At 71.4% G+C, this 25,221-nt stretch carries 23 protein-coding genes; 13 read left to right on the forward strand and 10 right to left on the reverse strand.

Annotated elements, in window-relative coordinates; translation table 11 throughout:
- Positions 1-15: 15 nt before the first annotated feature.
- Complete coding sequence (locus FJ694_RS11705) at positions 16-504, forward strand: sterol desaturase family protein (protein WP_157267356.1); 489 nt, start codon at positions 16-18, stop codon at positions 502-504.
- 327 nt (positions 505-831) lie between these two features.
- Here FJ694_RS11705 and FJ694_RS11710 read toward each other — a convergent pair whose 3' ends face one another.
- From FJ694_RS11710 to FJ694_RS11725, 4 genes are read right to left on the reverse strand one after another with little or no spacing between them, the layout of a single operon-like run.
- Positions 832-1,833: a phytoene/squalene synthase family protein gene (locus tag FJ694_RS11710; protein WP_232539995.1), complete on the reverse strand. Its 1,002-nt coding sequence runs from the start codon at positions 1,831-1,833 to the stop codon at positions 832-834.
- Positions 1,830-3,344, reverse strand: a complete 1,515-nt coding sequence (locus tag FJ694_RS11715; protein WP_232539996.1) for a phytoene desaturase — start codon at positions 3,342-3,344, stop codon at positions 1,830-1,832. The genes FJ694_RS11710 and FJ694_RS11715 overlap by 4 nt, the downstream gene beginning before the upstream one ends.
- Complete coding sequence (gene crtY / locus FJ694_RS11720; RefSeq protein WP_198320802.1) at positions 3,341-4,537, reverse strand: lycopene beta-cyclase CrtY; 1,197 nt, start codon at positions 4,535-4,537, stop codon at positions 3,341-3,343. Before crtY ends, FJ694_RS11715 begins: the two co-directional genes overlap by 4 nt.
- Entirely contained in the window at positions 4,527-5,816 is a 1,290-nt protein-coding gene (locus tag FJ694_RS11725) for a glycosyltransferase (RefSeq protein WP_157267358.1), read from the reverse strand. Before FJ694_RS11725 ends, crtY begins: the two co-directional genes overlap by 11 nt.
- Positions 5,817-6,070: 254 nt before the next feature.
- On the opposite strand from FJ694_RS11725, the gene FJ694_RS11730 reads away from it, so the two are divergent.
- Positions 6,071-7,057: a polyprenyl synthetase family protein gene (locus FJ694_RS11730; protein ID WP_157267360.1), complete on the forward strand. Its 987-nt coding sequence runs from the start codon at positions 6,071-6,073 to the stop codon at positions 7,055-7,057.
- 12 nt (positions 7,058-7,069) lie between these two features.
- On the opposite strand, the gene FJ694_RS11735 is transcribed toward FJ694_RS11730, so the two are convergent.
- Positions 7,070-8,596, reverse strand: coding sequence for a DNA recombination protein RmuC (locus FJ694_RS11735; RefSeq protein WP_157267362.1), 1,527 nt, complete (start codon positions 8,594-8,596; stop codon positions 7,070-7,072).
- 153 nt (positions 8,597-8,749) lie between these two features.
- Here FJ694_RS11735 and FJ694_RS11740 point away from each other — a divergent pair, with 153 nt between their 5' ends.
- Positions 8,750-9,868 (forward strand): NADH:flavin oxidoreductase/NADH oxidase, encoded by a 1,119-nt coding sequence (locus tag FJ694_RS11740; protein WP_157267364.1) that lies wholly within the window; start codon positions 8,750-8,752, stop codon positions 9,866-9,868.
- Here FJ694_RS11740 and FJ694_RS11745 read toward each other — a convergent pair.
- Both FJ694_RS11745 and FJ694_RS11750 read right to left on the reverse strand, forming a co-directional pair.
- Positions 9,840-11,006 (reverse strand): hypothetical protein, encoded by a 1,167-nt coding sequence (locus FJ694_RS11745; RefSeq protein ID WP_157267366.1) that lies wholly within the window; start codon positions 11,004-11,006, stop codon positions 9,840-9,842. The two genes, FJ694_RS11740 and FJ694_RS11745, sit on opposite strands and share 29 nt — an antisense overlap.
- Before the next feature lie 174 nt (positions 11,007-11,180).
- Positions 11,181-11,555: a hypothetical protein gene (locus tag FJ694_RS11750; RefSeq protein ID WP_157267368.1), complete on the reverse strand. Its 375-nt coding sequence runs from the start codon at positions 11,553-11,555 to the stop codon at positions 11,181-11,183.
- Positions 11,556-11,746: 191 nt separating this feature from the next.
- Between FJ694_RS11750 and FJ694_RS11755 the strand changes: the two genes are divergently transcribed.
- The 10 genes from FJ694_RS11755 to FJ694_RS11800 all read left to right on the forward strand — a co-directional run bounded on the left by FJ694_RS11755 (position 11,747) and on the right by FJ694_RS11800 (position 21,428).
- Positions 11,747-12,673 carry a histone deacetylase family protein gene (locus FJ694_RS11755; RefSeq protein ID WP_157267370.1) on the forward strand — a complete coding sequence of 309 codons (927 nt, stop codon included), beginning with the start codon at positions 11,747-11,749 and terminating at the stop codon, positions 12,671-12,673.
- Positions 12,674-12,746: 73 nt separating this feature from the next.
- A complete protein-coding gene (locus tag FJ694_RS11760) occupies positions 12,747-15,440 on the forward strand; it encodes a bifunctional acetate--CoA ligase family protein/GNAT family N-acetyltransferase (RefSeq protein WP_157267372.1) in 2,694 nt (897 codons plus the stop codon).
- 349 nt (positions 15,441-15,789) lie between these two features.
- Complete coding sequence (locus FJ694_RS11765; protein WP_157267374.1) at positions 15,790-16,326, forward strand: peroxiredoxin family protein; 537 nt, start codon at positions 15,790-15,792, stop codon at positions 16,324-16,326.
- Positions 16,327-17,119: 793 nt separating this feature from the next.
- Positions 17,120-17,398, forward strand: coding sequence for a hypothetical protein (locus FJ694_RS11770; RefSeq protein WP_157267376.1), 279 nt, complete (start codon positions 17,120-17,122; stop codon positions 17,396-17,398).
- A gap of 41 nt (positions 17,399-17,439) precedes the next feature.
- The gene (locus tag FJ694_RS11775; protein WP_198320803.1) at positions 17,440-17,985 is read left to right on the forward strand and encodes a hypothetical protein; all 546 of its coding nucleotides are present in this window, start codon (positions 17,440-17,442) and stop codon (positions 17,983-17,985) included.
- Between the two features lie 196 nt (positions 17,986-18,181).
- Complete coding sequence (locus FJ694_RS11780) at positions 18,182-19,450, forward strand: cation:proton antiporter (RefSeq protein WP_232539997.1); 1,269 nt, start codon at positions 18,182-18,184, stop codon at positions 19,448-19,450.
- Between the two features lie 93 nt (positions 19,451-19,543).
- On the forward strand, positions 19,544-19,768 hold the full coding sequence (locus FJ694_RS11785; protein ID WP_157267382.1) for an AbrB/MazE/SpoVT family DNA-binding domain-containing protein: 225 nt from the start codon (positions 19,544-19,546) through the stop codon (positions 19,766-19,768).
- Complete coding sequence (locus tag FJ694_RS11790; RefSeq protein ID WP_157267384.1) at positions 19,765-20,160, forward strand: type II toxin-antitoxin system death-on-curing family toxin; 396 nt, start codon at positions 19,765-19,767, stop codon at positions 20,158-20,160. The genes FJ694_RS11785 and FJ694_RS11790 overlap by 4 nt, the downstream gene beginning before the upstream one ends.
- Before the next feature lie 27 nt (positions 20,161-20,187).
- Positions 20,188-20,823: a glutathione S-transferase family protein gene (locus FJ694_RS11795; protein ID WP_157267430.1), complete on the forward strand. Its 636-nt coding sequence runs from the start codon at positions 20,188-20,190 to the stop codon at positions 20,821-20,823.
- Between the two features lie 17 nt (positions 20,824-20,840).
- A complete protein-coding gene (locus FJ694_RS11800; RefSeq protein WP_157267386.1) occupies positions 20,841-21,428 on the forward strand; it encodes an O-methyltransferase in 588 nt (195 codons plus the stop codon).
- On the opposite strand, the gene FJ694_RS11805 is transcribed toward FJ694_RS11800, so the two are convergent.
- From FJ694_RS11805 to FJ694_RS11815, 3 genes are read right to left on the reverse strand one after another with little or no spacing between them, the layout of a single operon-like run.
- The gene (locus FJ694_RS11805) at positions 21,429-21,632 is read right to left on the reverse strand and encodes a DUF3079 domain-containing protein (RefSeq protein WP_157267432.1); all 204 of its coding nucleotides are present in this window, start codon (positions 21,630-21,632) and stop codon (positions 21,429-21,431) included.
- A gap of 44 nt (positions 21,633-21,676) precedes the next feature.
- A complete protein-coding gene (locus FJ694_RS11810) occupies positions 21,677-23,452 on the reverse strand; it encodes a response regulator (protein ID WP_157267388.1) in 1,776 nt (591 codons plus the stop codon).
- A complete protein-coding gene (locus tag FJ694_RS11815) occupies positions 23,449-25,218 on the reverse strand; it encodes an ATP-binding protein (protein WP_157267390.1) in 1,770 nt (589 codons plus the stop codon). The genes FJ694_RS11810 and FJ694_RS11815 overlap by 4 nt, the downstream gene beginning before the upstream one ends.
- Positions 25,219-25,221 lie beyond the last annotated feature (3 nt).

The following is a 25,221-nucleotide window of genomic DNA, read 5'->3' on the forward strand; positions in this document are numbered from 1 at the left end:
CTCCCCCGCACGCCGATGCTCACCAACGCCGCCATCGTCCTGCTCACCGTCGCCGCCATGGAAGCCCTGGCGTGGCTCACGCACAAGTACTTCATGCACGGCATCGGCTGGGGCTGGCATGCCTCGCACCACGCGCCGCGCCAGGGTGCCTTCGAGAAGAACGACCTGTATGGCCTGTTCGCCGCCGCGGCCGCCATGGTGCTGATCTGGCTGGGCCTCAACGGCCACCCGCCGCTGCAGTGGATCGGCATCGGCATGACGGTCTACGGCGCGCTGTATTTCGTGGCCCACGACGGCCTGGTGCACCAGCGCTGGCCGCTGCGCATCACGCCGCGCAGCGGCTACCTCAAGCGGCTGTACCAGGCGCACCGGCTGCACCATGCCGTGAGCAGCCGCGAGGGGGCGGTTTCCTTCGGCTTCCTGTGGGCGCCCTCGCCGCAGCGGCTGCGGGCTCAGCTGCAGGCGCTGCGGCAGGTGCGTGGAGGAGGGGCGGACCTCAAGTAGACGCCGGAACGGCTTCTCTCCCGTTCGCCCTGGGGTATCGAAGGGTGAACGGCCCGCACCGTGTGCGGGCATCCGGGCCGGTCAGGTGCGGCCTTCGATGCGCGTAGCGCACCCTGTGCTGAGGTATCGAAGCATCAGTCCGACCGGTCAACGGGCTTAAAACTCTCAGCTCGCGTACCAGCCTGACGGCTTCACCCTTCGATGCGCCGCAGGCGCACCCTGTCCTGAGGTATCGAAGGGTCAGGGCGAACGGGGTGGTGTTCGAGCACCAAGAGCGATGCGTGTCAGCCCGAAAGGGTCTCCCGGCGCGCGAGGCGATCAAAACCCTCACCCCCGATCCGGCCGCTGCCACAGTCCCGGCGCGCGCGGCGCTTCGGGCAGCGCGCGCGCGGCCAGCGCCAGCGCCATGCCGCGCGCCACGTGCCAGGCCTTCTCGGCGCCGCTGGTGCGTGCGCGCGCATCCCAGGCGTGCTCGCCGCGGCGGTACACCTTGCGCCCGATCTCGCGGTACACGCCCCGGGCCGTGGCCACCGACCAGGCCGAGCGCACCGGCAGCGCCGCCAGGCCCTGGCGCGCCGAGGCGTAGTAAGGGTCGGCCGAGGCCACCAGCCGCGCCGCCACCCGCGCCAGCGCGGCGCGGTGCCGCGGCTCGGCCACGGCCTCGGGCTCGATGCCCTCGGTGCGCAGCCACTGCAGCGGCACGTAGATGCGGCCGATGGCCGCGTCCTCGACGATGTCGCGCGCGATGTTGGTGAGCTGGAAGGCCAGCCCCAGGTCGCAGGCGCGGTCCAGCACGGCCGCGTCGCGCGCGCCCATGACGCGCGCCATCATCAGCCCCACCACGCCGGCCACGCGGTAGCAGTAGAGCAGCGTGTCGGCCAGCGTCTCGTAGCGCACGCCCTCGACATCCATGGCGAAGCCGCGCAGGTGCTCCAGCGGCAGCCAGACCGGGATCTCGTGGCGCTGCACCACCTCGGCCAGCCCGTCGAAGACGACGTTGCCGCAAGGCCGCCCGTCGCAGGCGCGCTGCGTGAGCGCCTCCAGCTCGGCCAGGCGCTGCAGCCCGGCGTCGCGCCGGCCCTGGAGCTGGCCGTGGCCGAGCTGCTGGCCGTCGATCACGTCGTCGCAGTGCCGGCACCAGGCGTAGAGCTTCACGGTGCTGTGCCGCGTGGCCTCGTCGAACAGCTTCGCCGCCGCCGCGAAGCTGCTGGAGCCGGCCTGGATGACCTGCCCGCCGTGGCGCGCGGCGTCGTCCGGAGCGGCGCTGCGGGCGCGTTTCAGCGCGGCGGCGCGCATGGCGGCGGCGGTGGCATCGCGGATCGTGCTCATGAAATGTCCTCCAGCATCAGCCGGGCCGTGGCCTTGGCCGACCCCACCACGCCCGGCACCCCGGCACCGGGGTGCGTGCCCGCACCGGCGATGTAGAGGTTGGGAATGACGGCGTCGCGGTTGTGCGGCCGGAACCATGCGCTCTGCGTCAGCACCGGCTCCAGCGAAAACGCCGAGCCCAGGTGCGCGCCCAGCTCGTCGCGGAAATCCGCCGGCGTGAACATCCGGCAGGTGACGAGGTCGGCGCGCAGCCCCGGGATGTAGCGCGCTTCCAGGTACTCCAGGATGCGGTCGCGCAGGCGCGGCCCCTCCACGCTCCAGTCCACCGGCGCGTGGCCCAGGTGCGGCACCGGGGCCAGCACGTAGTGGCTGCCGCAGCCCGGCGGCGCCAGCGACGGGTCGGTGACGCAGGGCGAGTGCAGGTACAGCGAGAAGTCTTCCGGCAAGGGCCCGGCGAAGATCTGGTCGATCAGCGCCCGGTAGCGCTGCCCGAAGCACACCATGTGGTGCCGCAATTCCGGGTGGAAGCGCTTGAGCCCGAAGTGGATGACGAACAGCGACATGCTGAAGCGCTTGCCCTTGAGCGCGCGCGCCTGCGCCGCGCCGCGCGGCTCGTGGCCGAGCAGCCGCTCGTAGGTGTGGACCACGTCGGCGTTGGAGGCGACGCGGTCGGCGGGCAGCCGCTCGCCGCCGCGCAGCGTCACGCCGCAGGCGCGGCCGTCGCGCAGCTCGATGCGCTCCACCGGCGCGTTCAGCCGCAGCGTGCCGCCCAGGTCCTGGAACAGCCGCACCAGCGCCCGCACCAGCGCGCCCGTGCCGCCGCGCGGGAACCACACGCCCCACTGCCGCTCCAGCGCGTGGATCAATGCGTAGATCGACGAGGTGGCGAAGGGGTTGCCGCCCACCAGCAGCGAGTGGAAGGAGAAGGCCTGGCGCAGCTGCTCGTCCTGGATGAAGCGCGCCACCATCGAGTACACGCTGCGCCAGGCCTGCAACTTCGCCAGCTGCGGCCCGGCCGCGGCCATGCTCCTGAAGGACAGGAACGGCACCGTGCCGAGCTTGAGGTAGCCCTCCTCGAACACCGCGCGCGAGTAGCGCAGGAAGCGCTGGTAGCCCTCGACGTCGGCCGGGCAGCGGGCGCGGATCTGCGCGTCCAGCCGCGCCTGGTCGTTGTCGTAGTCGAAGGTCGAGCCGTCCTCCCAGCACAGCCGGTAGAACGGCGACACGGGCAGCAGCTCGACGTAGTCCTTCATTCGCCGGCCGCTGAGCGCGAACAGCTCTTCGAGCGCCGACGGGTCGGTGATGACGGTCGGCCCGGCGTCGAAGGTGAAACCTTCGTCCTCGTAGACATAGGCACGGCCGCCGGGCTTGTCGCGGGCTTCGACCAGCGTGGTGGCCACGCCGGCGGACTGCAGCCGCACGGCCAGCGCCAGCCCGCCGAAGCCCGCACCGATGACGACGGCGCGGCGCTCGGCCGCGCCGGGAGACGTGTCTTTCAGCACGGCATTCACTGGCGCACCTCCGCGCGCGAGGACGGCCGGTCCAGTGCCGCGCGCAGCGCCGCGCCCAGCGGCACCGGCGGCTTGCCGCTGACGATGCGCAGCTTGTCCAGGGCGCCGAGCTGCGCGGCGTAGAAGCGGGCGATGAGGGGTTCGGGCAGTCCGTAGAAGCGTTGCATGACCTTCCAGCGCAGTTGAGGCGGGGCAGAGCGGAACAGCATGCGGTTGAGCAGGCGAAAGAATCCGTGCGCCCGCCAACGTTGCAGCGCATGGGCGCGCAGGCTTTCGAACAGCGCCGGCGCCGACAGTTCAACCCGCGCCGCGATCAATTCCGCCACCGTCGCCGCCTCGGGCAGCGAGTAGCCCGTGGTGGGATGGAACAGCCCCGCCGCCAGCCCCGAGCAGGGCACGCCGCGGGCCTCGCGCCAGAAGGCCTCCGGGTCGCCCGACAGCACGATCGGCAGCACGCCCTGCTCCTCGCGCACCACGCCCTCCAGGCGCCAGCCGCGCGCGGCCGCGTACTGCGCGATGCGCCGGCGCAGCGCGGGCGCGTCGAGCGCGGCGCCGTCGGCGTAGTAGGTGTCCTCGACCAGCACCGTGTCGGCCGTGAAGGGCAGCAGGTAGACGAAGCGGTAGCCGTCGTGCTGCGCCACGCTGGCGTCCATCAGCACCGGCGCCTCCAGCCCGTGCGGCGCGGCCAGCTTCAGCTCCTGGCCCAGGAACTTCTGGTGCCCCAGCACCAGGTGCGGGCTGCGGCGCGCGCCGCGGCCGTCGATGACGGCGCGCGCGCGCAGCACCGTGCCGTCAGCCAGGGTCACCTGCGTGGGCCCGAGCGCGGCCACCGCCACGCCGCGGCGCGCCCGCTCGCCGAGCAGCGCGGCGATCCGGGCGTGAAAGCGCTCCGAGGTGACGCTGGCATAGCCGCCGCCCAGGTGCCGGCGCCGCTGCGGGAACACCACCTCATGCCCGGCCCAGCGGTGCGCCACCAGCGGCGCGATCCAGGCCTGCTGCGCCGCCGTCAGGTCGGTGGCGTGGAAGGACCAGGTGTGGTTGCCGCCCAGCGTCGGCCCGGCTTCGAGCAGCAGCAGCCGCACGTCCGGGCGCTGCAGGGCCAGGCGCCAAGCGATCAGCCCGTTGGCCAGGCCGCCGCCGACGAGGATCAGGTCCGCGTCCAGCGGTGCGGAAGAGGCGTGGTCAGCCGGCAAGGCGTGCCTCCGGCGCCGCGGCGCGCAAATTGAACGTGCCTTCGATCAGGTCCGCCGCGCGCGGTGCGCCGCCGGCCGCGGCCACCTCGGCGCCCGCGCGCGCGGCGTGACGGCGGAAGCTGCCGTCGCTCAGCAGCCGCCGCAGCCGGCGCCGGATCGCGCCGGCCGTGGCCAGCCGCGGCGACAGGCTCAGCCCCGCGCCGGCGCGCACCAGCCGCGCCGCCGAGCCGGGATGGTCGAAGGCGATGGGCAGCGCCAGCATCGGCGTGCCGGCCACCAGCGCGTCCAGCACGGTGTTGAGCCCGCCGTGCGAGACCACCGCGTCGGCGCGCTTCAGGGCGGCGCGCTGCGGCGCGAAGTCGGTGACCCAGGTCGCGCCGGCGCGTGCCACGGCCTCGACCTGCGCCGCGTCCAGGCCGCCGCAGTGCGCCAGCAGCAGTTGCGCGTCCAGCGCGCGACAGGCTGCGGCGATGCGCCGGAACAGCGCCAGGCGATTGCCCTGCATCGTGCCCAGCGAGGCGAACACGAACGCCTTGCCGTCGCGCACCGGCAGCGCCAGCGGCGGCTCGGCCGCGGGCGGCGCGCGCAGCGGGCCGACGGCATGGAAATGCGCCGGCAACTGCGTGCGCGGGAAGTCGAAGCCGGGCGTGGTCTGGCTGATCTGCAGCTGCGGCGACAGGCATTCCCACAGTCCCTGGCGCGGCGGCAGCCCCAGCCCCAGCGCCGCAGCCTGCACGGCGCGCGCGTGCGGCGCCATGAACCAGTCATGGATGCGGGCGCTGGCCAGGTTGCGCTGCAGCGCGCGCTCGCTGTCCTCGTAGGCCCAGGGCATCACCGGCAGCGGCACCAGCGGCTCGCGGTTCACCGGCAGCGCGCAGGCCACCGACACGCAGGGCAGCCGCAGCGCCTCGGCCAGCAGGCCGCCGGCGGCTTCCATCTGGTCGGCGATGACGACGTCGGCGCCGGCTTGCCGCAAGGCTTGCCGGCCCGCCGCGCACAGCCGCGTGGTGGCCTCGGCCATGTCCTCGATGACGTGGCGCAGGCCCCACGGGCTGCCCGGGCGCGCCGCGCGCGCCGCCACCTCGGACAGTGGGCGGCTCCAGTCGGTGACGGCGCCCACCGGCGCGAAGCCGATGCGCGAGTCGCGGATCAGCGCGCGCACTTCCGGCCGCGCCAGCCACGTGACGCGGTGGCCCCGGCGCAGCAGCTCGCCCAGCAGCGCCTCCAGCGTGCGCACGTGGCTGAGGAAGGGCGGCGCGATGACGGCGAAGTGGCTCACGGCCTGGTTGCAGACGAAAACATCGATCCAGTGGAAACCATCGCTGCCTCATTCAAGGGATGCCCTCCTGCACAGTGTGTGCCCCGGACCACGCTGGAACCCGGGGGACAACCCGGGCAGGGAACGAGGCTGGCGCGCCGCCTGCCCTACAAGTCCCCATGTTGCCCGGGAGCAGCCCGGGAGCAAACAGCGCGCCGAGGCATCGCCAGCCCGGTGCCCGATCAACCGACCGCCCGGACCTCCGGCCGCCCACCATGAAGCGTTTGCCCGACGAGATGATGGTCTTCCACCCCGCCGCGCAGCCCGCCGAGGCGACGCTGTCCGCACTGCGCGCCGGCTTCGAGTCCCATCTCGCCGCGGCGCTGCCGCAGCCCGCCGGGCGTGGCGACCTGGTGGTGGCGGCGATGCGCGAAGCGGTGCTGTCGCCGGGCAAGCGCGTGCGCCCGCTGCTGCTGCTGGCGGCCACGCAGGCGCTGGGCCGGCCCTGGGCGGCGGCGCTGGACGCGGCCTGCGCGCTGGAGCTGGTGCACGCCGCCTCGCTGGCCATGGACGACTTGCCTTGCATGGACGACGCGGCGCTGCGCCGCGGCCGCCCCACGCTGCACCGCCAGTTCGGCGAGGACGTGGCGGCGCTGGCCGTGGTGGCGCTGCTGAGCCACGCCTTCCGGCTGGTGGCGGCCGCGCCCGCACTGGAGCCGGCCGCGCGCGCGCAGGTCACGGTGGTGCTGGCCGACGCCGTGGGCTGCCGCGGCCTGGTGGGCGGGCAGCTGCGCGACCTGCGCGCCGCGCCGGACGCCAGCACGGCCCAGCACGCCGCCGACGTGAACCAGGCCAAGACCGGCGCGCTGTTCCGCGCCGCGCTGGAAATGGCCGCGCTCACCGCCGGCGCCGGCGACGGCACCCGCGCGCTGCTGTCGCGCTGCGGCGACGAGATCGGCCACGCCTTCCAGCTGCTGGACGACCTCAAGGACGACGGCGGCTTCGGCGCCACCGGCAAGGACCTGCACCAGGACGCCGGCAAGGCCACGCTGCCCAACCTGCTCGGCCGCGACGCGGCGCGGGCCCGGTTGCGCCGGCACCTGCGCCGGGTGGAGTCGCTGCTGGCCGCGGCTTTCCCGGACGACGACTCGGTGCTGCGGCTGCTGCGGCTGGGGGGCGGGTTCGAAGCAGCACAGGCACCAGGCCCGCGCCCTGGCAGCGTCCGCCCGCCCGCGACGGACTCGTCGGTCCGGCCGGGCTGATCCGCGGCGCCGTCAGCCCGCTCCGTTGCCCAGGCCGTCCGTGCCGACGCCCGCCTCGATCGCCGCCACCGTCCGCGCCAGCGCCACGCCGGCGGCCTCGTCGGCCTCGGCGCGCTCGGTGAGCTGCTGCGGCAGCTGCTTCGCCGGCTTGATGCCCAGCTCCTTCAGCATCTCCGCCTGCCGGATCACGTTGCCGCGCCCGGTGGAGAGCCTCTTCTCCGCGTCGTCGAAGCATTTCTGGGCCGCGCGCAGCGAGTCGCCGGCGCGCTTGAGCTCGCTGGCGAAGCCGCACAGCCGGTCGTAGAGCTCGGCGCCACGCCGGGCGATCTCCTGCGCATTGCGGTTCTGCGCCTCCTGGCGCCACAGGTGCGACACGGTGCGCAGCACGAACAGCAGCGTCGAGGGACTGACCAGCAGCACGTTGCGCCGCCACGCATCCATGAACAGCTCGCCGTCGTGCGTCACGGCCAGCATGAAGGCCGGCTCCACCGGCATGAACATCAGCACGAAGTCCAGCGACTGCAGCCCGTACAGGTGCTGGTACTGCTTGTCGGAGAGGCCGCGCAGGTGCGCGCGCACCGAGTCCAGGTGCTGGCGCAGGCCGGCCGCGCGCGCCGCCTCGTCCGCGGCGTTGGCGTAGCGCTCGTAGGCGATCAGCGAGCACTTGGCGTCCACCACCAGGCGCCGGCCTTCGGGCAGGTGGATCACGACGTCGGGCTGCAGCCGCTGCCCGTCGGCGCCGAGGCGGCTGTCCTGCGTCACGTACTCCTGCCCCTTGCGCAGGCCCGCGGCCTCCAGCACCCGCTCCAATACCAGTTCGCCCCAGTTGCCCTGCGACTTGGTGGAGCCCTTGAGCGCCGAGGTCAGGTTCTTCGCCTCCTGGCTCAGCGCCTGGTTCAGCTCGGCGAGCTGGCGCACCTGCTGCGCCAGCGCCGAGCGCTCCTTGCCCTCGCTGACGTAGACCTCCTCGACCTTGCGCTGGAAGTCGGCCAGCCGCGTGCGCAGCGGGTCCAGCAGCTGGCCCAGGTTCACCTGGTTCTGCTCGGTGAAGCGGCGCGACTTCTCTTCCAGGATGTCGGCGGCGAGCGCCTTGAACTGGTCGCTCAGTGCCTCGCGCGCCGAGGTCAGCAGCGCCAGCTTCTCGGCGCCGGCGCGCTTTTCGGCGTCGAGCTGCTCGGCCAGGCGCTGGCGGGCGGCCTGCTCGTCCTGCAGCTGCAGGCGCAGGTCGTGCAGCTCGTCGTCCAGCCGCGGCAGCCGCGCGGCGCGCTCGCGCAGCTGCGCGGCTTCGTCGCGCAGGCCGTCAAGCACCTGCTGCAGCCCTTCGGCGCGGCCGCGCAGCACGCGCAGCTCCTCGGCCTGCTGGCGTGCCATGCCTTCGGCGCCGTCGGCGCGGGCGCTCACGGCGGCCAGCCGCGCCTGTGCCTCGGCCTCGGCCTGGGCCAGCGCCAGCGCCACCGCCACGCGCTGGCGCGAGCGCATCAGCGCCCACGCCGCCCCGGCGCCCGCGAGCACGCCCGCCACCAGCATCGCCAGATCCATCGCCCCTACCCCCGTGCCCTTCGCCAGGGCGGGATTATCCCGGCCGCTTCCTGCGCGAACCGCCGGGCCGGGCCGGCGCGCCACGGCGCGCGCAGCCGGCGCCCGGGTGCAAGGCTTGCCCCGACGCGGCTCCCGCCATCGACCGCACCCCCCATGAGCGCCCTGTTTCAACCCCTGGAAATCGGCACCCTGCGCCTGGACAACCGCATCGCCATCGCGCCGATGTGCCAGTACTCCGCCGACGAGCACGGCACGCCCGGCGACTGGCACCTGATCCACCTCGGCCAGCTCGCGCTCTCGGGTGCGGGCTTGTTGATCCTCGAAGCCACGGCGGTGTCGCCCGAAGGCCGCATCTCGCCCTTCGACCTGGGCCTGTGGAGCGACGACAACGAGGCCGGCCTGGCGCGCGTGCTGCGCGCGGTGCGGGCGTTCTCGCCCATCGCCGTCGCGGTGCAGCTGGCGCACGCCGGGCGCAAGGCGTCCTCGCGCGCGCCCTGGGACGGTGGCACGCAGATCCGCCCCGACGAGCCGCTGGGCTGGAAGACGCTGGCGCCCTCGCCCGTGCCGCATGCCGCCGACGAGGACGTGCCCCGGGCACTCGACGCTGCCGGCATCGCCAAGGTGCGCGACGACTTCGCGGCGGCCGCGCGCCGCGCCGCGCGCCTGGGCCTGGACGGCATCGAGCTGCACTTCGCCCACGGCTACCTGCTGCACCAGTTCCTCTCGCCCCTGGCCAACCAGCGCACCGATGGCTACGGCGGCAGCCTGGACAACCGCATGCGGCTGCCGCTGGAGGTGTTCGACGCGGTGCGCGCGGCCTTCCCCGCGGAACGCCCGGTCTGGGCGCGCATCTCCGCCACCGACTGGGTGCCCGGCGGCTGGGACATCGAGGGCACCGTCGCCTTGTCGAAGGCGCTCAAGTCGCGCGGCTGCGCCGCCATCCACGTGACGACCGGCGGGCTGTCGCCGGCGCAGGCGATCAGGCTCGGCCCCGGCTACCAGGTGCCCTACGCGCAGCGGGTGAAGGCCGAAGTCGGGTTGCCGACGATTGCCGTGGGCCTAATCACGGAGCCGCAGCTGGCCGAGGCCATCGTCGCCAACGGCGAGGCCGACGCCGTGTCGCTCGCCCGCGCCATGCTTTACGACCCGCGCTGGCCCTGGCATGCCGCGGCCGAGCTGGGCGCGCAGGTGCACGCGCCGAAGCAGTACTGGCGCAGCCAGCCGCGGCAGTTCAAGGACTTGTTCAAGGACAGCCGCTTCGGGCAGCGGTGAGCACGGGGGCTGCGCCGCGGCGCAGCCATCCGCCCAGCAGCGCCAGCCCGGCCAGCATCAGCGCCGCCGTGCCGCCTTCGGGCACCGGCGTGGCGAGGAAGCCGCGGCGCACGCTCTCCGGGTCGCTTTCGAGGCGGCCAAGGCCGACGATCTGGCCACGGTCGTTGATGTCCCAGGCGCCCGTCAGCACCCAGGCCGGGCCGCCGGGGCCGGGGCGCTGCAGATCGTTGAGATCGTGGGTGACGCCGTCGCGCCACAGGAAGGCGTGCCCCTCGCCGCCCGGCCCGGCGGGCCGGGAGCCCGCCACCTCGCCGCGGTCGTTGAGGGCCCAGCCGTAGTGGGTGTCCGCGCCGGAGGCCAGCGGCCCGAGTGCCCGGTAGCCGCTCGCGGCATCCCAGACCCAGGACTGGAAGCTCGCGGCGGCACCGTCCGGACCGTAAACGCGAGCCCACAGCAGCAACTGGCCGGCGTTGTTCAGGTCCATCAGGGTGAGGTCCGCGACCTCCGCCAGCTTCGGCAGCGGCGTGGCGCGGGTGCCGTCGAACAGCAGGGCGTCGCGCCCGCTCCAGCCGGCCATCAGGCCGCGGTCGTTGAGCGCCCGGGGGCTGAACGGCGCCGCGCCGGGCCCGATGGTCAGCGGCTGCGTGACGGTACCGTTCCGGATGAAGCCGCCCGCGTCGTCCTGGCCGACCACGGTGCCGGCATCGTTGATGAAGACGCGCGGCTCGACGCGGCTGCTGCCGCCCGGCGCCAGGCCCACGTCGATGACCCGGCCGTCGCGGTACAGCACGGCATGGCCGGGGCCGCCGGGTGTCTCGAAGTAGCGCCCGACGGCCATGCCGGCGGCGTTGACGCCGTCGGCGTAGTAGGCCTGCTCCCAGCGGTCGCCGAGCTGCAGCGGCAGCAGGCGGCCGTCACGGTAGACGAAGCTGCCGACGCGGCCGGCGCCGCCCTGCAGCGCCGCGCTGCCGACGACGGTGCCGGCGTCGTTGAGGCTCAGGTTGATGAGCTCCTGCGCCGTGCTGCCCGGCAGGGTGCCGATGTCCTCGACCCGGTACTTCAGCGGCGCGGCCTGCGCGGCGGAAGCCGCCAGGGCCGCCGCCAGCGCCAGCGGCGCCATCGTCCAGAAAGCCCGCATGGCGATTTCTCCGCTCCACTGACCAGCCGGCAGCGTAGGAACGGCAGGGGGCGCCGCGCAACCCGCGGCCGGGCCGGTGGTTCAAGGCCGGAATCGAATACCCGGAAACGGCTGTTTCAGCCCTTCAAAGGCAATTTGCGCCCGGGTGAAAACCGGCGCGGCGCGGGCCGGGGTTTACTCGACGATCAACGCCGGCTGCAGCGACCGTATGCGCCGGTCCTCGTAATACCCGCCGTATTCCGTGTAGCGCAGGAAGCCGTGCCCGCAATGCCGGCAGCGCCAGACCTGGCTGCGGTTTGCCGGGAAGAACGCCAGCGCGATGGGCGCGTCCGGCGACCAGTAATTCGTGCCGCCCGGGTGGTGCTCCTCCAGCGTCGGCTCCTCCTCCTCGCCGGCGAGCCAGAGCGTGCCGACCGGCTCCAGCACCGCGTCGCTCCTGTCCCCGGGAAAGGATTCCCAGCCCCTGGAGGCCAGCGGCGCGCATTCGGCGCAGGGTTCAGGGCGCAGTTGCGCCAGGCGCACGACCTCGTCGGGGCTGAGTTTCTTCATCGGGGCGGTGGTTGCAGGGTGCCGGACGGCGGGGCCGGGAGTATGGCGCGCGCAGCAATCGCGCCTCCCGCGCGCGTGCACGCGCGGCGCGAAATTGAGCCATATCAGGCAATTGCATCCCTTCGCATCGCAGACTCGGGTTAACGCGAACAAATCACGGTCCTTGACGACCGGCTTACAGGAGACTGCACGTGCTCGCCGCCTACATCACGCATCCCGACTGCGCACGCCACGAGATGGGACCCGGTCACCCCGAATGCCCCGAACGCCTGGGCGCCATCCAGGACCAGCTCCTCATCAAGGGGCTGCTGGACTACATGGTCCCGTACGACGCGCCGCTGGCCACCGACGAGCAGCTGTGCCGCGCGCACTCGGCGCTGCACGTGCGCGGGATCGTGAGCAACGCGCCCAGCGAGGGCTACTACCACGTGGACCCCGACACCAACATGAACCCGTTCACGCTGCAGGCCGCGCGCCGTGCCGCGGGGGCCGCGGTGCAGGCCACCGACCTGGTGCTCGGCGGCAAGGTCTCGGCCGCGTTCTGCGCGGTGCGCCCGCCCGGGCACCACGCCGAGCACGACGCGGCGATGGGCTTCTGCTTCTTCAACAACGTGGCCGTGGGCATCCGCCACGCGCTGGACGTGCACGGGCTGGAGCGCGTGGCGCTGATCGACTTCGACGTGCACCACGGCAACGGCAGCGAGAACATCTTCAAGGACGACGACCGGGTGCTGATGTGCTCCATCTTCGAGAAGGGCCTGTACCCCTTCCCCGAGGAGACCGGCCACACCACGACGATGGTCAACGTCGGGCTGCCCACGCGCACCGGCGGCAAGGAATTCCGCGACGCCGTGCTGACGCACTGGATTCCGGCGCTCGACGAGTTCAGGCCCCAGCTCATCTACATCTCCGCCGGCTTCGACGCGCACCGCGAGGACGACATGGGCAACCTGGCCCTGGTCGAGGCCGACTACGAATGGGTCACGCAGCAGCTCGTGGCCGTGGCCAACCGCCACTGCCAGGGCCGCATCGTCTCCTGCCTGGAAGGCGGCTACGTGCTCAGCCCGCTGGCGCGCAGTGCCACGGCGCACGTCAAGGTGCTCATAGGCGCCGATTAACGAAAAAGAAACCTGGAACCTGGAACCGCGGCCGGCGCGGGGCAAGTCGAACCCACCGGCGGTTGAACAACTCATGGACAAGCATTACCTCACCCCGCTTTTCGCCCCGCGTTCCATCATTGCCTTCGTCGGCGACCCCGAGGCGCCCGACACCTGGACCGACCTGGGTCGCTCGCTGCACGCCGCGCTCACGGCCGAGCCCTTCAAGGGCGAGCTGAAGTTCATGGACATCCGCGGCAGCGCCACGCTGGCGGACCTGGCGCAGGTGCGTGCCGACCTGGCCATCATCGCCCTCACCGGCCCCGATGCCGCCGCGGCGCTGGAGGTGGCCGGGCGCATGCACTGCCGCTCCGCCATGGTGCTGTCCGGCGGCATCGACGCCGCCACCGCCGCCGAGCTGCACCGCATCGCGCGGCGCGAGCGCATCCGGCTGCTGGGCCCCAACAGCCTGGGCTTCCAGCGCCCGCACCACAAGCTCAACGCCAGCGCCCTGGGCGTGCAGGCCAAGCCGGGGCCGCTGGCGCTGGTGTCGCAGTCGGGCTCGCTCACGGCCTCGATGCTGGACTGGGCCGACCGCAACGGCGTGGGCTTCTCCACCGTGGTGTCGCTGGGCCCGCACACCTCGCTGGGCATTGCCGAGGTGCTGGACTTCCTGGCCAACGACGCGCAGACGCACTCCATCGTGGTGTACCTGGAGGGCATTGCCGACGCGCGCCGCTTCATGAGCGCGCTGCGCACGGCGGCCAACGCCAAGCCGGTGGTGGTGCTCAAGTCCGGGCGCAAGTCGGCGGGCAACCTGGCGGCGCAGACGCACAGCAGCACCATCGTCGGCAGCGACGAGGTGTTCGACGCCGCGCTGCGCCGCGCCGGCGCGGTGCGGGTGCGCTCCTTCGTCGAGCTGTTCTCCGCGGCCAAGTGCCTGGCCTCGCGCTACCGCCCGGTGGGCCGGCGCCTGGCCATCGTCACCAACGGCGGCGGCCCGGGCGTGCTGGCCGCCGACTGGATCAGCGAGATCGGGCTGGACCTGGGCCGGCTCTCGGCCGCCACGCGCGCGGCGCTGGCACCGCAGCTGCTGGCGCATGCCTCGCTGACCGACCTGATCGATCTGGGCGAGACCGCCAGCCCGGCGCATTTCCGCGCCGCGCTGCAGGCCGCGGACAAGGACCGCGACGTGGACGGCGTGCTCGCCATCTTCTCGCCCAAGGCCGGCACCAACCCGGACGACGTGGCCAAGGCGCTGGTGGAGATCAAGCGCTCCATGGCCAAGCCGCTGCTGGCGTGCTGGATGGGCGACGCCTCGGTGGGGCAGGCGCGGGTGCTGCTCAACGAAGCGGCGATCCCGAGCTTCCGCACGCCCGAGGCCGCGGTGGGCGCCTTCGGCAACATCGCCAGCTTCTATCAGAACCAGATGCTGCTGCAGCAGACGCCGGCGCCGCTGTCGTCGCTGGCCAAGCCCGACATCGAGGGCGCGCGGCTGGTGATCGAGAGCGTGCTGGCCGAGCGGCGCAAGGTGCTCACCGAGATGGAGAGCAAGACGCTGCTGTCGGCTTTCCACATCGGCGTGACCGAGACGGTGCTGGCCCGCAGCGCGCACGAGGCCATGATGATCGCCACGCAGATGGGCTTCCCCGTGGCGCTGAAGATCGACTCGCCCGACATCACGCACAAGTCCGACGTGCACGGCGTGGCGCTGGGGATCATGACGGCGACGGCCGCGCGCGACACCTACAACGACATGGTCGAGCGCGTGCGCCGCATGGAGCCGAACGCGCGCATCAACGGCGTGACGGTGCAGAAGATGGCGCGCGCGCGGCGCGGGCGCGAGATCCACATCGGGCTGATCTCGGACGACCCGTTCGGCCGCGTCATCGTCTTCGGCGGCGGCGGCACGATGGTGGAGCTGATCAACGACCGGGCGATGGAGCTGCCGCCGCTCAACCGCTTCCTGGCGCGGCGGCTGATCGAGCGCTCGCGCGTGGCCGAGACGCTGGGCGAGTGGCACGGCGCCGAGGCCGTGGACTTCGACGCGCTGGAGCAGGTGCTGCTGCGCGTGTCGGAGATGGTGTGCGCGCTGCCGCAGCTGCGCGAGATGGACATCAACCCGATCATCGTGGACGCCAGCGGCGCGGTGGCGGTGGACGCGCGCATCGTCATCGACAACGCCCCGGCGCCCGCTGGCGGCGGCCGCGGCCAGAGCTATCCGCACCTGTGCATCTCGCCCTACCCGGCGCGCTACGAGCAGATCTGGCCGCTGCGCGGCGGCGGCGAATACCTGGTGCGCCCGATCCGCCCGGACGACGCGCAAAAGCTCCAGGACCTGGTGCACGGTTTGTCGCCCGAGAGCCGGTATTTCCGGTTCGTATCCTCGATGACGGAATTGCCGCCCTCGATGCTGGCGCGGCTGACCATGATCGATTACGACCGGGAAATGGCGCTGGTGGCGGTGGTCAAGACCCGCAATGCCAATTCCGACGGGGACATCGTCGAAACCGAGCGCATCATCGGCGTGTCGCGCTACATCACCAATCCGGACCAATCCAGCTGCGAGTTCTCGCTGCTGGTGGCCGACGATTTCGGCGGCAAGGGCATCGGCTCGCGCATGATGGAAAGCATCATGGAAGTGGCGCGGGACAAGGGGCTGGCGGAGATTGACGGGCTGGTGCTGGCGAACAATCCGAACATGCTCAAGCTGATGCGCTCACTCGGGTTCACCGTCAAGGCGTTCGAGGAGGATCCGGATTTCAAACTGGTGACGCATGTGTTGTGATGACGACAATCCTGCTGTTCAAATAAAAATCAGCAAGAATATTCAATAAGCAGCAAAAAGCCCGATCGCCGTATGGCGTTCGGGTTTTTCATGAAATGCCAGGAATGTTGGGCCCGAGTATTACCGTCAGCGAAAACAATTTGCCTTCTTTCAAGCCGAAAGTCCCGATTCCTGCTTCCCGCCCATTCCGGCTTGACGCGAGGCCCGCTTCAAGCGTATTCCTGATGCAGCGCGAGCCACTGCACCGCAAAAGCGCAAGGCAGTCGCCCGGCGCCCTTTGGCGCTGACTTTGCCGGCCATCGGCATTACATTTCCAAGCTGCAACGCACCCCATTCGATGAGCACGAGCATGTTCAGATTGCTGACTTTCCTGCAGATAGGCCTGTTGATGGCGGCAGGCACCGCCCACGCCTGGAAGCCGGAAATTGGAGAAGCACCCGCCAATCCAGGCAACGTCGAATACACCGACGGAACGAAGGTTTCGCTGGAGAAACTGCGCGGCCATCCCACGGTTCTCTACTTCGGTGGCGATTGGTGCGAGCCTTGCCGTACGCGCGGCTATCCCGCCATCAAGGCGGCACATCAAAAATACAAAGCGCAGGGCCTGCAATTCGTGTTCTTTTCGATGGACGACAATGCCTTGCGCGAGCACAAGGCGCAGGAAGCCGCAACCACCGGCATTCCGATTGCAATGCCTGCGCTAGACACCTGCCCGCCCCGATCCTGCCCCTTCGGCGTGAAGGATCTCGTTGATTTCGGGAGAATCTATAAATTCCCTACGGCCATCATCCTCGACTCCAAGGGCATCGTGAGATCGAAGCTCGAAACCGGACGCGGCGTCGAATCCGGCATCGATGCCGCCATATCGAACGTCTTGAATCACTGAGGCGACCCACAGTTTTTTCAAGCGCGGAGGGGGTCAGCGAGCGCGGAGGCGGTCAGTTCTTGCCTTTTGCCCCCTCTTGTTACCACCTGCCTCAAGCAAAACTCATCCCGGGGTGGACGAAAGGCAAAAGGCGAGAATCTTCGAGCGCGCCTCTTTGTATTTAACCCATCCTATCCCGCCTGACAGGCCGAAGAAGAAATGTCGTCATGCCCGCGCAGGCCGGGAACCAAGCGGACCCAAGGCAGCCAGCAGCCGGTCGGTTGGCTTATCAACATTCAAGGCCCGGTAGGCGCTGCACGTCAGCTGGCGGCTGGCTTGGGGACCGTCTGGATTCCCGCCTTCGTGGGAATGACGGAGCGGGGTGCGGACCGCCCGTGCCCATGGGCCACCAGCCACTCCCCGTTTCCCCTGGATAGCGGCGCGAGAATGCGGACATTCAATTTCATGCCGGCTGCCAGACCGGCCCCTAGGGTCCGGATCCAACGCCGCTGCATGAATCCGCCGTCCTGTCGGACGGCCAAAATTGGATGCCCGCGTCCGCGGGCATGACGATGTTTCCTCTTACGGCCTGCATCGCCGCTCGCGCGGGAAGTTTTCCAAAACACCGGATCAAAACCTGCTGCATGGCCGTGACGCCCCCACGCGCCAGTAAAATGGCGTCGTCATTCCGGCGCAAGCCGGAATCCGCGAATGCCGCGATGCTTCACCGGGCAGTGCTGTCACATGCCGATGCCCACCATGCCGCCACAGCAGCACGCGTGGATTCCCGCTCACGCCGGCATGACCGGTCCGGGTGCGAATCATCGTGGCCTCCTCGATGTCGGAAGCCTTCTGCTTCGGGCACTTCGGCAAGATTCAGCTCAACAAAATTGCTGAAGAAAACTCAACACTTGATGTTTTCTTCCGCCAACCCATGAAAACCAAGCCTTTAACTCCAGTATTCAAAACATTCTGTAACCACATTACCATCCATTCAGGGGGTCAGCCGTCGCATATTTACCCGAACGATATTTGTTACCCCCAGCTCCCGATATGCTCCGCGCCGGACTTCAAGCCGGCGCTTTCGGCTTGAAGCTCCCTGACACCCATATCATTTTCGGGAGCATGAAAACCATGTCGATCCAACGCTTTGCCGCGTGTTTCGCAACCGTCGCGGCTTTGGCCGCCCCTTGGTCCGCGGCGCAGGCCCAGAATATGGTGCCTTTCCAGGCCCAGGCCTCGCTGACCGAATTCCTGAATCCCTTGCCCAACAACGGCTGCGAAAGCGAGGCCCCCGCCGGCGGCAGCGCCGCGATAGGCATCAATTCAGGCGCCGGCCTGGGCAATCTCATCGGCAAGTTCACCTTCAAGGCCGTGGATTGCGTCACGTCGCGCAGTGCCTTTTTCCAGCCGCCTTTCACCTTCAAGAGCCGCGAATTCTTGATCACCACCGAGTCCGGCGAGCATCTTTGGGGCAGCTACCAGGGCTCGGGCTCACCGGAAATCATCGGCTCGGCAACGGTGCTGAAACTGTCGGGCACCTTCAACATCACGGGCGGCTCCGGGCGCTTCGCGGGCGTGCGTGGCAAGGGCGAGCTGGAGGTGCTGGAAGACATCACCAACCCCGTGCCGGCCACCGGCTTCGTGAGCTTCTCGGGGCGCATTTCCCAGCCGCGTTGATCGGGCATTGAGCGGGCCGGCAGGCGCCGGCCCCTCCGCACGGGACGGCCGCCTGCGCGGCCGTTTTCCGTTCGGGCCCGGTGCGGGCCGCAGGCCGCAATTCGGCATGCCCATTGCCTTGCCCAGGCTGCCGCTGCCGCCCCGGCAGACCGCCGCCCCGCCGGGCGCCCCGGCCTCCGCCTCCAGGAGCCGCCCCTTGTTCGCCACCTGGTGCCTGCTCATCGGCACGCTGCTGGTCGTGATGGGCCTGTCGGGCTCGCTGCTCAAGCGGCTGCCCATCAACGCGGCGATGCTGTACCTGGCCGTGGGCTACCTGTTGGGGCCGCAGGCGCTGGGCTTCGTCCAGCTCGACTTCGTGCGCGACGCCCAGCTCATCGAGCGGGTCACGGAGGTGGCGGTGCTGGTGTCGCTGTTCGCCGTGGGCTTGCGGCTGCGCGTGCACCTCACCGACCGGCTCTGGCGCGCACCCGTGCTGCTGGCCAGCGTCGCCATGCTGCTGACCATCGCCGCCATCACGGCGCTGGGCTTCTGGGGCCTGGGCCTGTCGCTGGGCGCCGCGGTGCTGCTGGGCGCGGTGCTGGCGCCGACCGACCCGGTGCTGGCCTCGGAGGTGCAGGTCGAGGAGGTCGGCGACCGTGACCGGCTGCGCTTCAGCCTCACCGCCGAGGGCGGGCTCAACGACGGCACGGCCTTCCCCTTCGTGATGCTGGCGCTGGGGCTGCTGGGCCTGCACGAGCTGGGCGAGCACGGCTGGCGCTGGTGGACGGTGGACGTGGCCTGGGCCATCGCCGGCGGGCTGCTGCTGGGCTGGTTCATGGGCACCGGCTTCGCGCGCCTGGTGCTGTGGATGCGCCGCGAGTGCCTGCAGGCCATCGGCATGGAGAACTTCCTGGCGCTGGGCCTCATCGCGCTGGCCTACGGCGTGGCGCTCAAGCTCCACGCCTACGGCTTCCTGGCCGTGTTCGCCGCCGGGCTGGCGATGCGCCACGTCGAGCACGTGGACCACCCGGCCCAGCCGGCCGACGAGGAGGCAGCCGTCGAGCCCGGCGAGCAGCCCTACATCGCGCCGGCGGCGCTGGAGTTCGCGCTCGACCTGGAGAAGCTCGTGGAGCTGACCGTCATGCTCCTCATCGGCAGCCTGCTCAATGCCGCCATGCTGGGCTGGCACAGCCTGGGCGTGGCGGCGGTGCTGCTGCTGGTGGCGCGGCCCGCGGCGGTGTGGCTGAGCACGTGGCACCTGCCCTGGAGCCGGCTGCAGCGGGTGCTGGCCTGCTGGTTCGGCGTGCGCGGCGTGGGCTCGCTCTACTACCTGGCCTACGCCGAGTCGCACGGCGCCTTCACGGCCGAGACCCGCCTCGTCGGCGAGGCGGTGCTGGTCACCATCGCGCTGTCGGTGCTGCTGCACGGCTCCACGGCCACGCCGGCGATGGCGCTGTATCAGCGGCGGCTGCGGCACTCGGGTTGAGCGCCACGCGCTGGCCGCTTCCGCAGAGAACGCGCTGGACGAAATCGGGCACTGCCTTGGTATAACAACCGTTAGAACCACCAAGGAGATCTCATGACGGCCTTGAAGCTCACCCAGATCGGCAACTCCGTCGGCGTCATCCTGCCCAAGGAAGTGCTCGCCAAACTGAAACTGGAGAAGGGCGACACGGTGTTCGTCACCGATGCGGCCAACGGCGTGCTGCTCACGCCCTACGACCCGGCGCTCGACGAGCAGCTCAAGCTTGGGCGCGAATTCATGCGCGAGTTCCGCGACACCTTCCACCAGCTCGCCAAGTGAGCGGCTGGCGCTGGGTCAGCCGCAAGGCGCTGGAACTGCTGCACGACGAGAGTCTGGCCGAGCACGGCGGCGCGCCGGGGCTGCGCGACGAAGGCCTGCTGGAGTCCGCCCTGGCCCGGCCGCAACACTTGGCGGCCTACGGGCAGCCCGAGCCGGACCTGGCCGCGCTGGCCGCGGCCTACGGCAGCGGGCTGGCACAGAACCATCCTTTCGTGGACGGCAACAAGCGCGTGGCTTTCCTGGCCATCGGCCTGTTCCTGCTGCTTAACGGGCACCGGCTAGTGGCCACGCAGGCCGAAGCGACGCTGACCATGTTTGCCGTGGCCGCCGGCGACATTGACGAACCCACCCTGGCGGCTTGGCTGCGCAACCATGTCCAGCCGCGCCACTGATTCCCAACCGAAGGAGGACCCGCCATGTTGAAACTCGTCGGCATGCTCGACTCGCCCTACGTCCGCCGCGTCGCGGTGTCGCTGCAGATGCTGGGACTGCGCTTCGAGCATCGGGCGCTGTCCGTCTTCCGTCACTTCGACGAGTTCAGCCAGCTCAACCCGGTCGTGCGCGTGCCCACGCTGGTGAGCGAGGACGGCGTCGTGCTGATGGACTCCACGCTGATCCTGGACTATGCCGAGCGGCTGGCGCGCCCGCGCAGCCTCATGCCGGCCGACCCGCTGGAATGGCAGCACGCGCTGCACGCCCTGGGCCTGGCGCTGGCCGCCGGCGACAAGAGCGTGGCCCTGTTCTACGAGCGCAACCTGCGCCCGGCCGAGAAGCAGCACGCGCCCTGGGCGCAGCGCATCGAGGGCCAGGTGCGCGCCGCCTACGCCGCGCTGGAGGCCGACTTGCAGCGCCGCCCGCCGCGGCTCGACGGCGACACGCTGGCGCAGCCCGCGCTCAGCGCCGCCGTGTTCTGGAACTTCACGCAGCGCGCGCTGCCTGGTCTGGTGGGCGAGGCGGACTGCCCGGCGCTGGCGGCGCTGTCTGCCCATGCCGAGAGCCTGCCCGCCTTCCGCGCCGCGCCGCATGGCGAGACCGCGATGCAGGCGGTTTCCTGAACAACCGACTTCTGCCCATGACTCCCCTGGACGACCTGAAGGCCGAGCTGGAGCGCTTCGGCGAGGACAACGACCGCGGCACCGGCGACCGCCCGCGGCGCATGCTCAACATCACCCGCGACACGGGCGAGTTCCTGTCGGTGCTGGTGCGCGCCACCGCCGCGCGCCGGGTGCTGGAGGTCGGCACCTCCAACGGCTACTCGACGCTGTGGCTGGCCGAGGCCGCGCGTGCCATCGGCGGGCACGTCACGACGGTGGAGTTCCAGGAGTGGAAAGCGGACCTGGCCGCCCTGAACTTCGAGCGCGCCGGGCTGCACGAGGCGATCACGCAGGTGCTCGGCGACGCCGGCGCGCTGCTGCAGCGCACGCCCGACGCCGCCTTCGACCTGGTGTTCCTCGACTCCGAGCGCACCGAGTACCCCGGCTGGTGGCCGGACCTGCGCCGCGTGCTGCGCCCGGGCGGGCTGCTGGTGGTGGACAACGCCACGTCCCACGTCGAGGAGATGGCGCCCTTCGCGGCGCTGCTGGCGGCGGATGCCGGCTTCACGACCAGCCTGGTGCCGGTGGGCAAGGGGGAACTGCTGGCGGTGAAGGCGGGGGCCTGATCAGGCTGCGGGGGACGGTGGCGGCGCCTCCTGTTCCGCCTCCAGCCCCCACGCCGCCCAGTCCTCCCCGAACAGCTCCACCGGGTGCTGGGTGCGGACGGAACCATTGCCGCAGGCCATCGAGTCGGCCGGGCAGTACTGGTCGCAGCCCCAGCACAGCCGGTGCGGGTTGGCGGGATGGAGCGGAAATTTCTTGGCAGCCATGGCGGCATTGGAGACCGCGGCCGCCCAGGGCGCCTTGAACTGCTTCAAGCCGCCGCGCTGTCGCCCGCCCCGGCGCCCGAGGCCGGGGCGCGGTCCCGGTCCCGGTCTTCATCCAGGCAGCGCCGCACCTCCGCGTACAGATCCGCGCTCTGGAAGGGCTTCCTCAGCAGCCGCACGCCCGGCACCGCGGTCCACAGCAGCTCGCGCTCGGCATGGCCGCTGACGAAGACGATCGGCAGCGCTGGCTCCAGCGCGCGCAGCCGCTTCGCCACCTCGATGCCGCTAAGTCCCGGCAGCCCCAGGTCCAGCAGCACCACCTGCGGCGCGAAGTCGCCATAGGCCGACAGCCCCGCGCCGCCCTCCGCGGCGCTGAGCACCTCGTAGCCGTTGCCGCGCAGCAGCTCGGCCATGGTGCGGCGGATGTCGGGCTCGTCGTCGATGACCAGGATGCGCTCGCCGCGCCCGGCCAGGTCCGCCGGCGCGCCGGCCTCGGCCACCGGCGCCACCACCGCGCCGCTGCCCGCGGCCAGCCACAGCGACACCCGCGTGCCCGCGCCCGGCGCGCTGTCGATGCGCGCCCCGCCGCGCGACAGCCGCGCCACGTTGGCCACCTGCGCCAGCCCCAGGCCCGTGCCGCGGCCCACCGGCTTGGTGGTGAAGAAGGGGTCGAAGGCCTTGCTCGCCACCTCCGGCGGCATGCCGGTGCCGGTGTCCGCGACCGTGATGACGACGTAGCGGCCCGCGGCGATGTCGCCCTCGGCCGCGTCGAGCACGCGCGCGCGCGCCTCGATGGTGATGCTGCCGCCTTCGGGCATGGCGTCCTTGGCGTTGAGCACCAGGTTCAGCAGCGCCAGCTCCAGCTGGTTGGCGTCGGTCACGGCGACCAGCTCGGCGCCGTCCTCCACCGCCATGTCCAGCGCGATGGCGCTCTCCACCGCCTGCTGCAGCCAGTCGCGCATGCCCAGCAGCAGCGCGCGCACGTCGATGGCGCCGGTGACCAGGTCGTTGCTGCGCGAGAACGCCAGCAGCCGCAGCGTGAGCTGCTTGCCGCGCTCGGCCGCGGCCAGCGCCTTGTCCAGCAGCCCGGAGATCCTGGCGTCGCCGGCCAGGCGCTGCACCAGGTGGATGTAGCCCACCATCGAAGCCAGGATGTTGTTGAAGTCGTGCGCCATCGAGCCCGTGAGCTGGCCGATGGCCTCCATCTTCTGCGACTGCACCAGCACCGCCTCGGCGCGCTCGCGCTGCGCGATCTGCTCCAGCAGCCGCACGTTGGCCTGGTGCAGCGCGCGCGTGCGCTCCTCGATGCGCCGCTCCAGCGTCTCGTTGAGCGCGCGCGTGCCGCTCTCGGCCGCGTGCAGCCGCAGCAGCGCGCGCACGGCAGCCACCAGCTCCTCGGGGTCGATGGGCTGGATCAGGTAGGCGTCGGCACCGCCTTCGAGCCCGCGCGTGCGGTCCGCGGCGCTGGTGAAGGTGGCCGAGGTCTGCAGCACCATGGTCGTGGGCCAGCGCTGCTTGATGATCTTGCACAGCTCGATGCCGTTGATGTCGGGCAGCCGCACGTCCAGCAGCACCAGCTCCGGACGCAGCGCCTCCAGCTGCGCCAGCGCGTCGTGCCCCGACACGGCATCCACCACGTTGAAGCCCGCGTGGCGCAGCGTGCGGTTCTTGGCGTAGCGCGCGGCCTCGGTGTCGTCCACGTTCAGGATCGTGGCGCCCTCGATGCCGTTGTCGTTGTCGTTGTCCTTGCCGATGGCGGCGTCCTGCGTGCCGGCGGCCTGGCCGCCGGAGCCGCCCGGGCTTGCGTCGTCGTTGCCGTTCATGTGCTTCCCCGGCGTTCGTTGACCACGTTGTGAATGAGCGTCGTGAGGCCCTCGCGCGACACGTCGTGCTTGGGGACGATGGCGTAGGCCGCGGCCAGCGCGCGCTTCTGGTCCAGGCTGAGGGCCTGCGAGGTGCACACGATCACGGGCACGGCGCGCAGCGCGGCGTCGGCGGCGAGCGCCTGCAGCACGCCGAAGCCGTCCAGGCGCGGCATGTGCAGGTCCAGGATCACCACGTCCGGCGCCGCCTGCCGCAGCAGCGCCAGGCCCGCCTCGCCGTCGGCGGCCTCCTGCACGCGCAGCCCCGCGTCCTGCGCGATGTGGCGGATGACGTAGCGGAAGGCCTCCTCGTCGTCGATCACCACCAGCTGCGCCGCCGCCGCCATGGCCGCCGCGTCGTCGCCCTCGGCCGGCAGCGGCTCGGCGAAGTCGCCGAAGCGCACCGGCAGGAACAGCTCGAAGGTCGAGCCCTGCCCCGGCGTGCTGCGCACCGTGACGTCGCCGCCCATGAGCTGCGCCAGCCGCCGCGACAGCGGCAAGCCCAGCCCCGTGCCGCCGCGCTGCAGCACGCCCTCGACCTGCTGGAACTCCTCGAAGATGGCCTGCAGGTGCTCCGGCGCGATGCCGATGCCCGTGTCCTCCACCGTGAACACCAGGCGCCGCGCCGCGGCGTCGCAGCGCGCGCCCACGCGCACGTGGCCGCGCGGCGTGAACTTCAGGGCGTTGGAGATCAGGTTGCGCAGCACCTGCGTCACCTTCTGCTCGTCGGCGTGCAGGTCGGGCAGCCCCGCCGGGTCGTCGAAGACCAGCTCCACCGCGGCATTGCCCAGCAGCGGCTTGAGCGAGCCGCGCAGCCCGGCAAAGAGCGCCTCGATGCTGAAGGTGCTGGGCCGGATGTCGAGCTTGCCGGCCTCGACCTTGGCCAGGTCGAGCAGGTCGTTGACCATGTCGAGCAGCCCCTGCGCCGAGCGGCGGATGTACTCGACCTGGCGCTGCTGCTCGTGGTTGAGCTCGCCGTCCACGCCATCGGCCAGCAGCCTGGACAGCGCCAGGATCGAGTTCAGCGGCGTGCGGAACTCGTGGCTCATGTGCGACAGGAACTTCGACTTCATGTCGCTGGCGCTGCGCAGCTGCTCGGCCTTCTGGTCCAGCTCCGAGTACAGCGCCACCACGCCGCGGTTGGTTTCCTCCAGCTCGCGGTTCAGGCGCGCGGCCTCGGCCTGGCGCTCCTGCAGGTCATTGAGGCTGTCGATCAGCTCGCGGTCCTGCTCGTGCAGCGCCGCCAGCGGGTCGGCGCGCGTGCCCGACAGCCCCGCGCCCACGGCCTGCAGCGCCGGTGCGGTCAGCCGCGCCGCGGCCGCGCGCGGGATGCGCTGCCACAGCCGCACCCGGGTGCCGGCGCCGGGCGCGGACTCGATCTCGAAGCGGTCCACCAGGCGCCGCGCGCTGGGCAGCCCGGTGCCGCGCCCGGCCGGCAGCGCCTTCTGGCCGCTGAGCACGGCGGAGAGCTCGGGAATGCCCGGGCCGCGGTCGCGCACCGTCACGCACAGCTGCTGCGGCTGCGCCGGGGCATCGACGGCGAACTCGATCTCGCCGCCGCCGGCGTGCATGAAGGCGTTGCGCGCGATCTCCGACACGGCCGTGGCGATGCGCGTCTGCGCCTGGCGGTCCAGCCCCAGGCGCTCGGCCACGCGGTGCGCGTTCTGGCGCGCCGTGACCACGTCGGCCGCGGCGGCCACGGGCATGCGCGCCAGCACCCGCTCCATGGC

This window comes from Azohydromonas aeria (genome assembly GCF_009760915.1).
GTDB classification, from domain to species: Bacteria; Pseudomonadota; Gammaproteobacteria; order Burkholderiales; family Burkholderiaceae_C; genus Azohydromonas; species Azohydromonas aeria.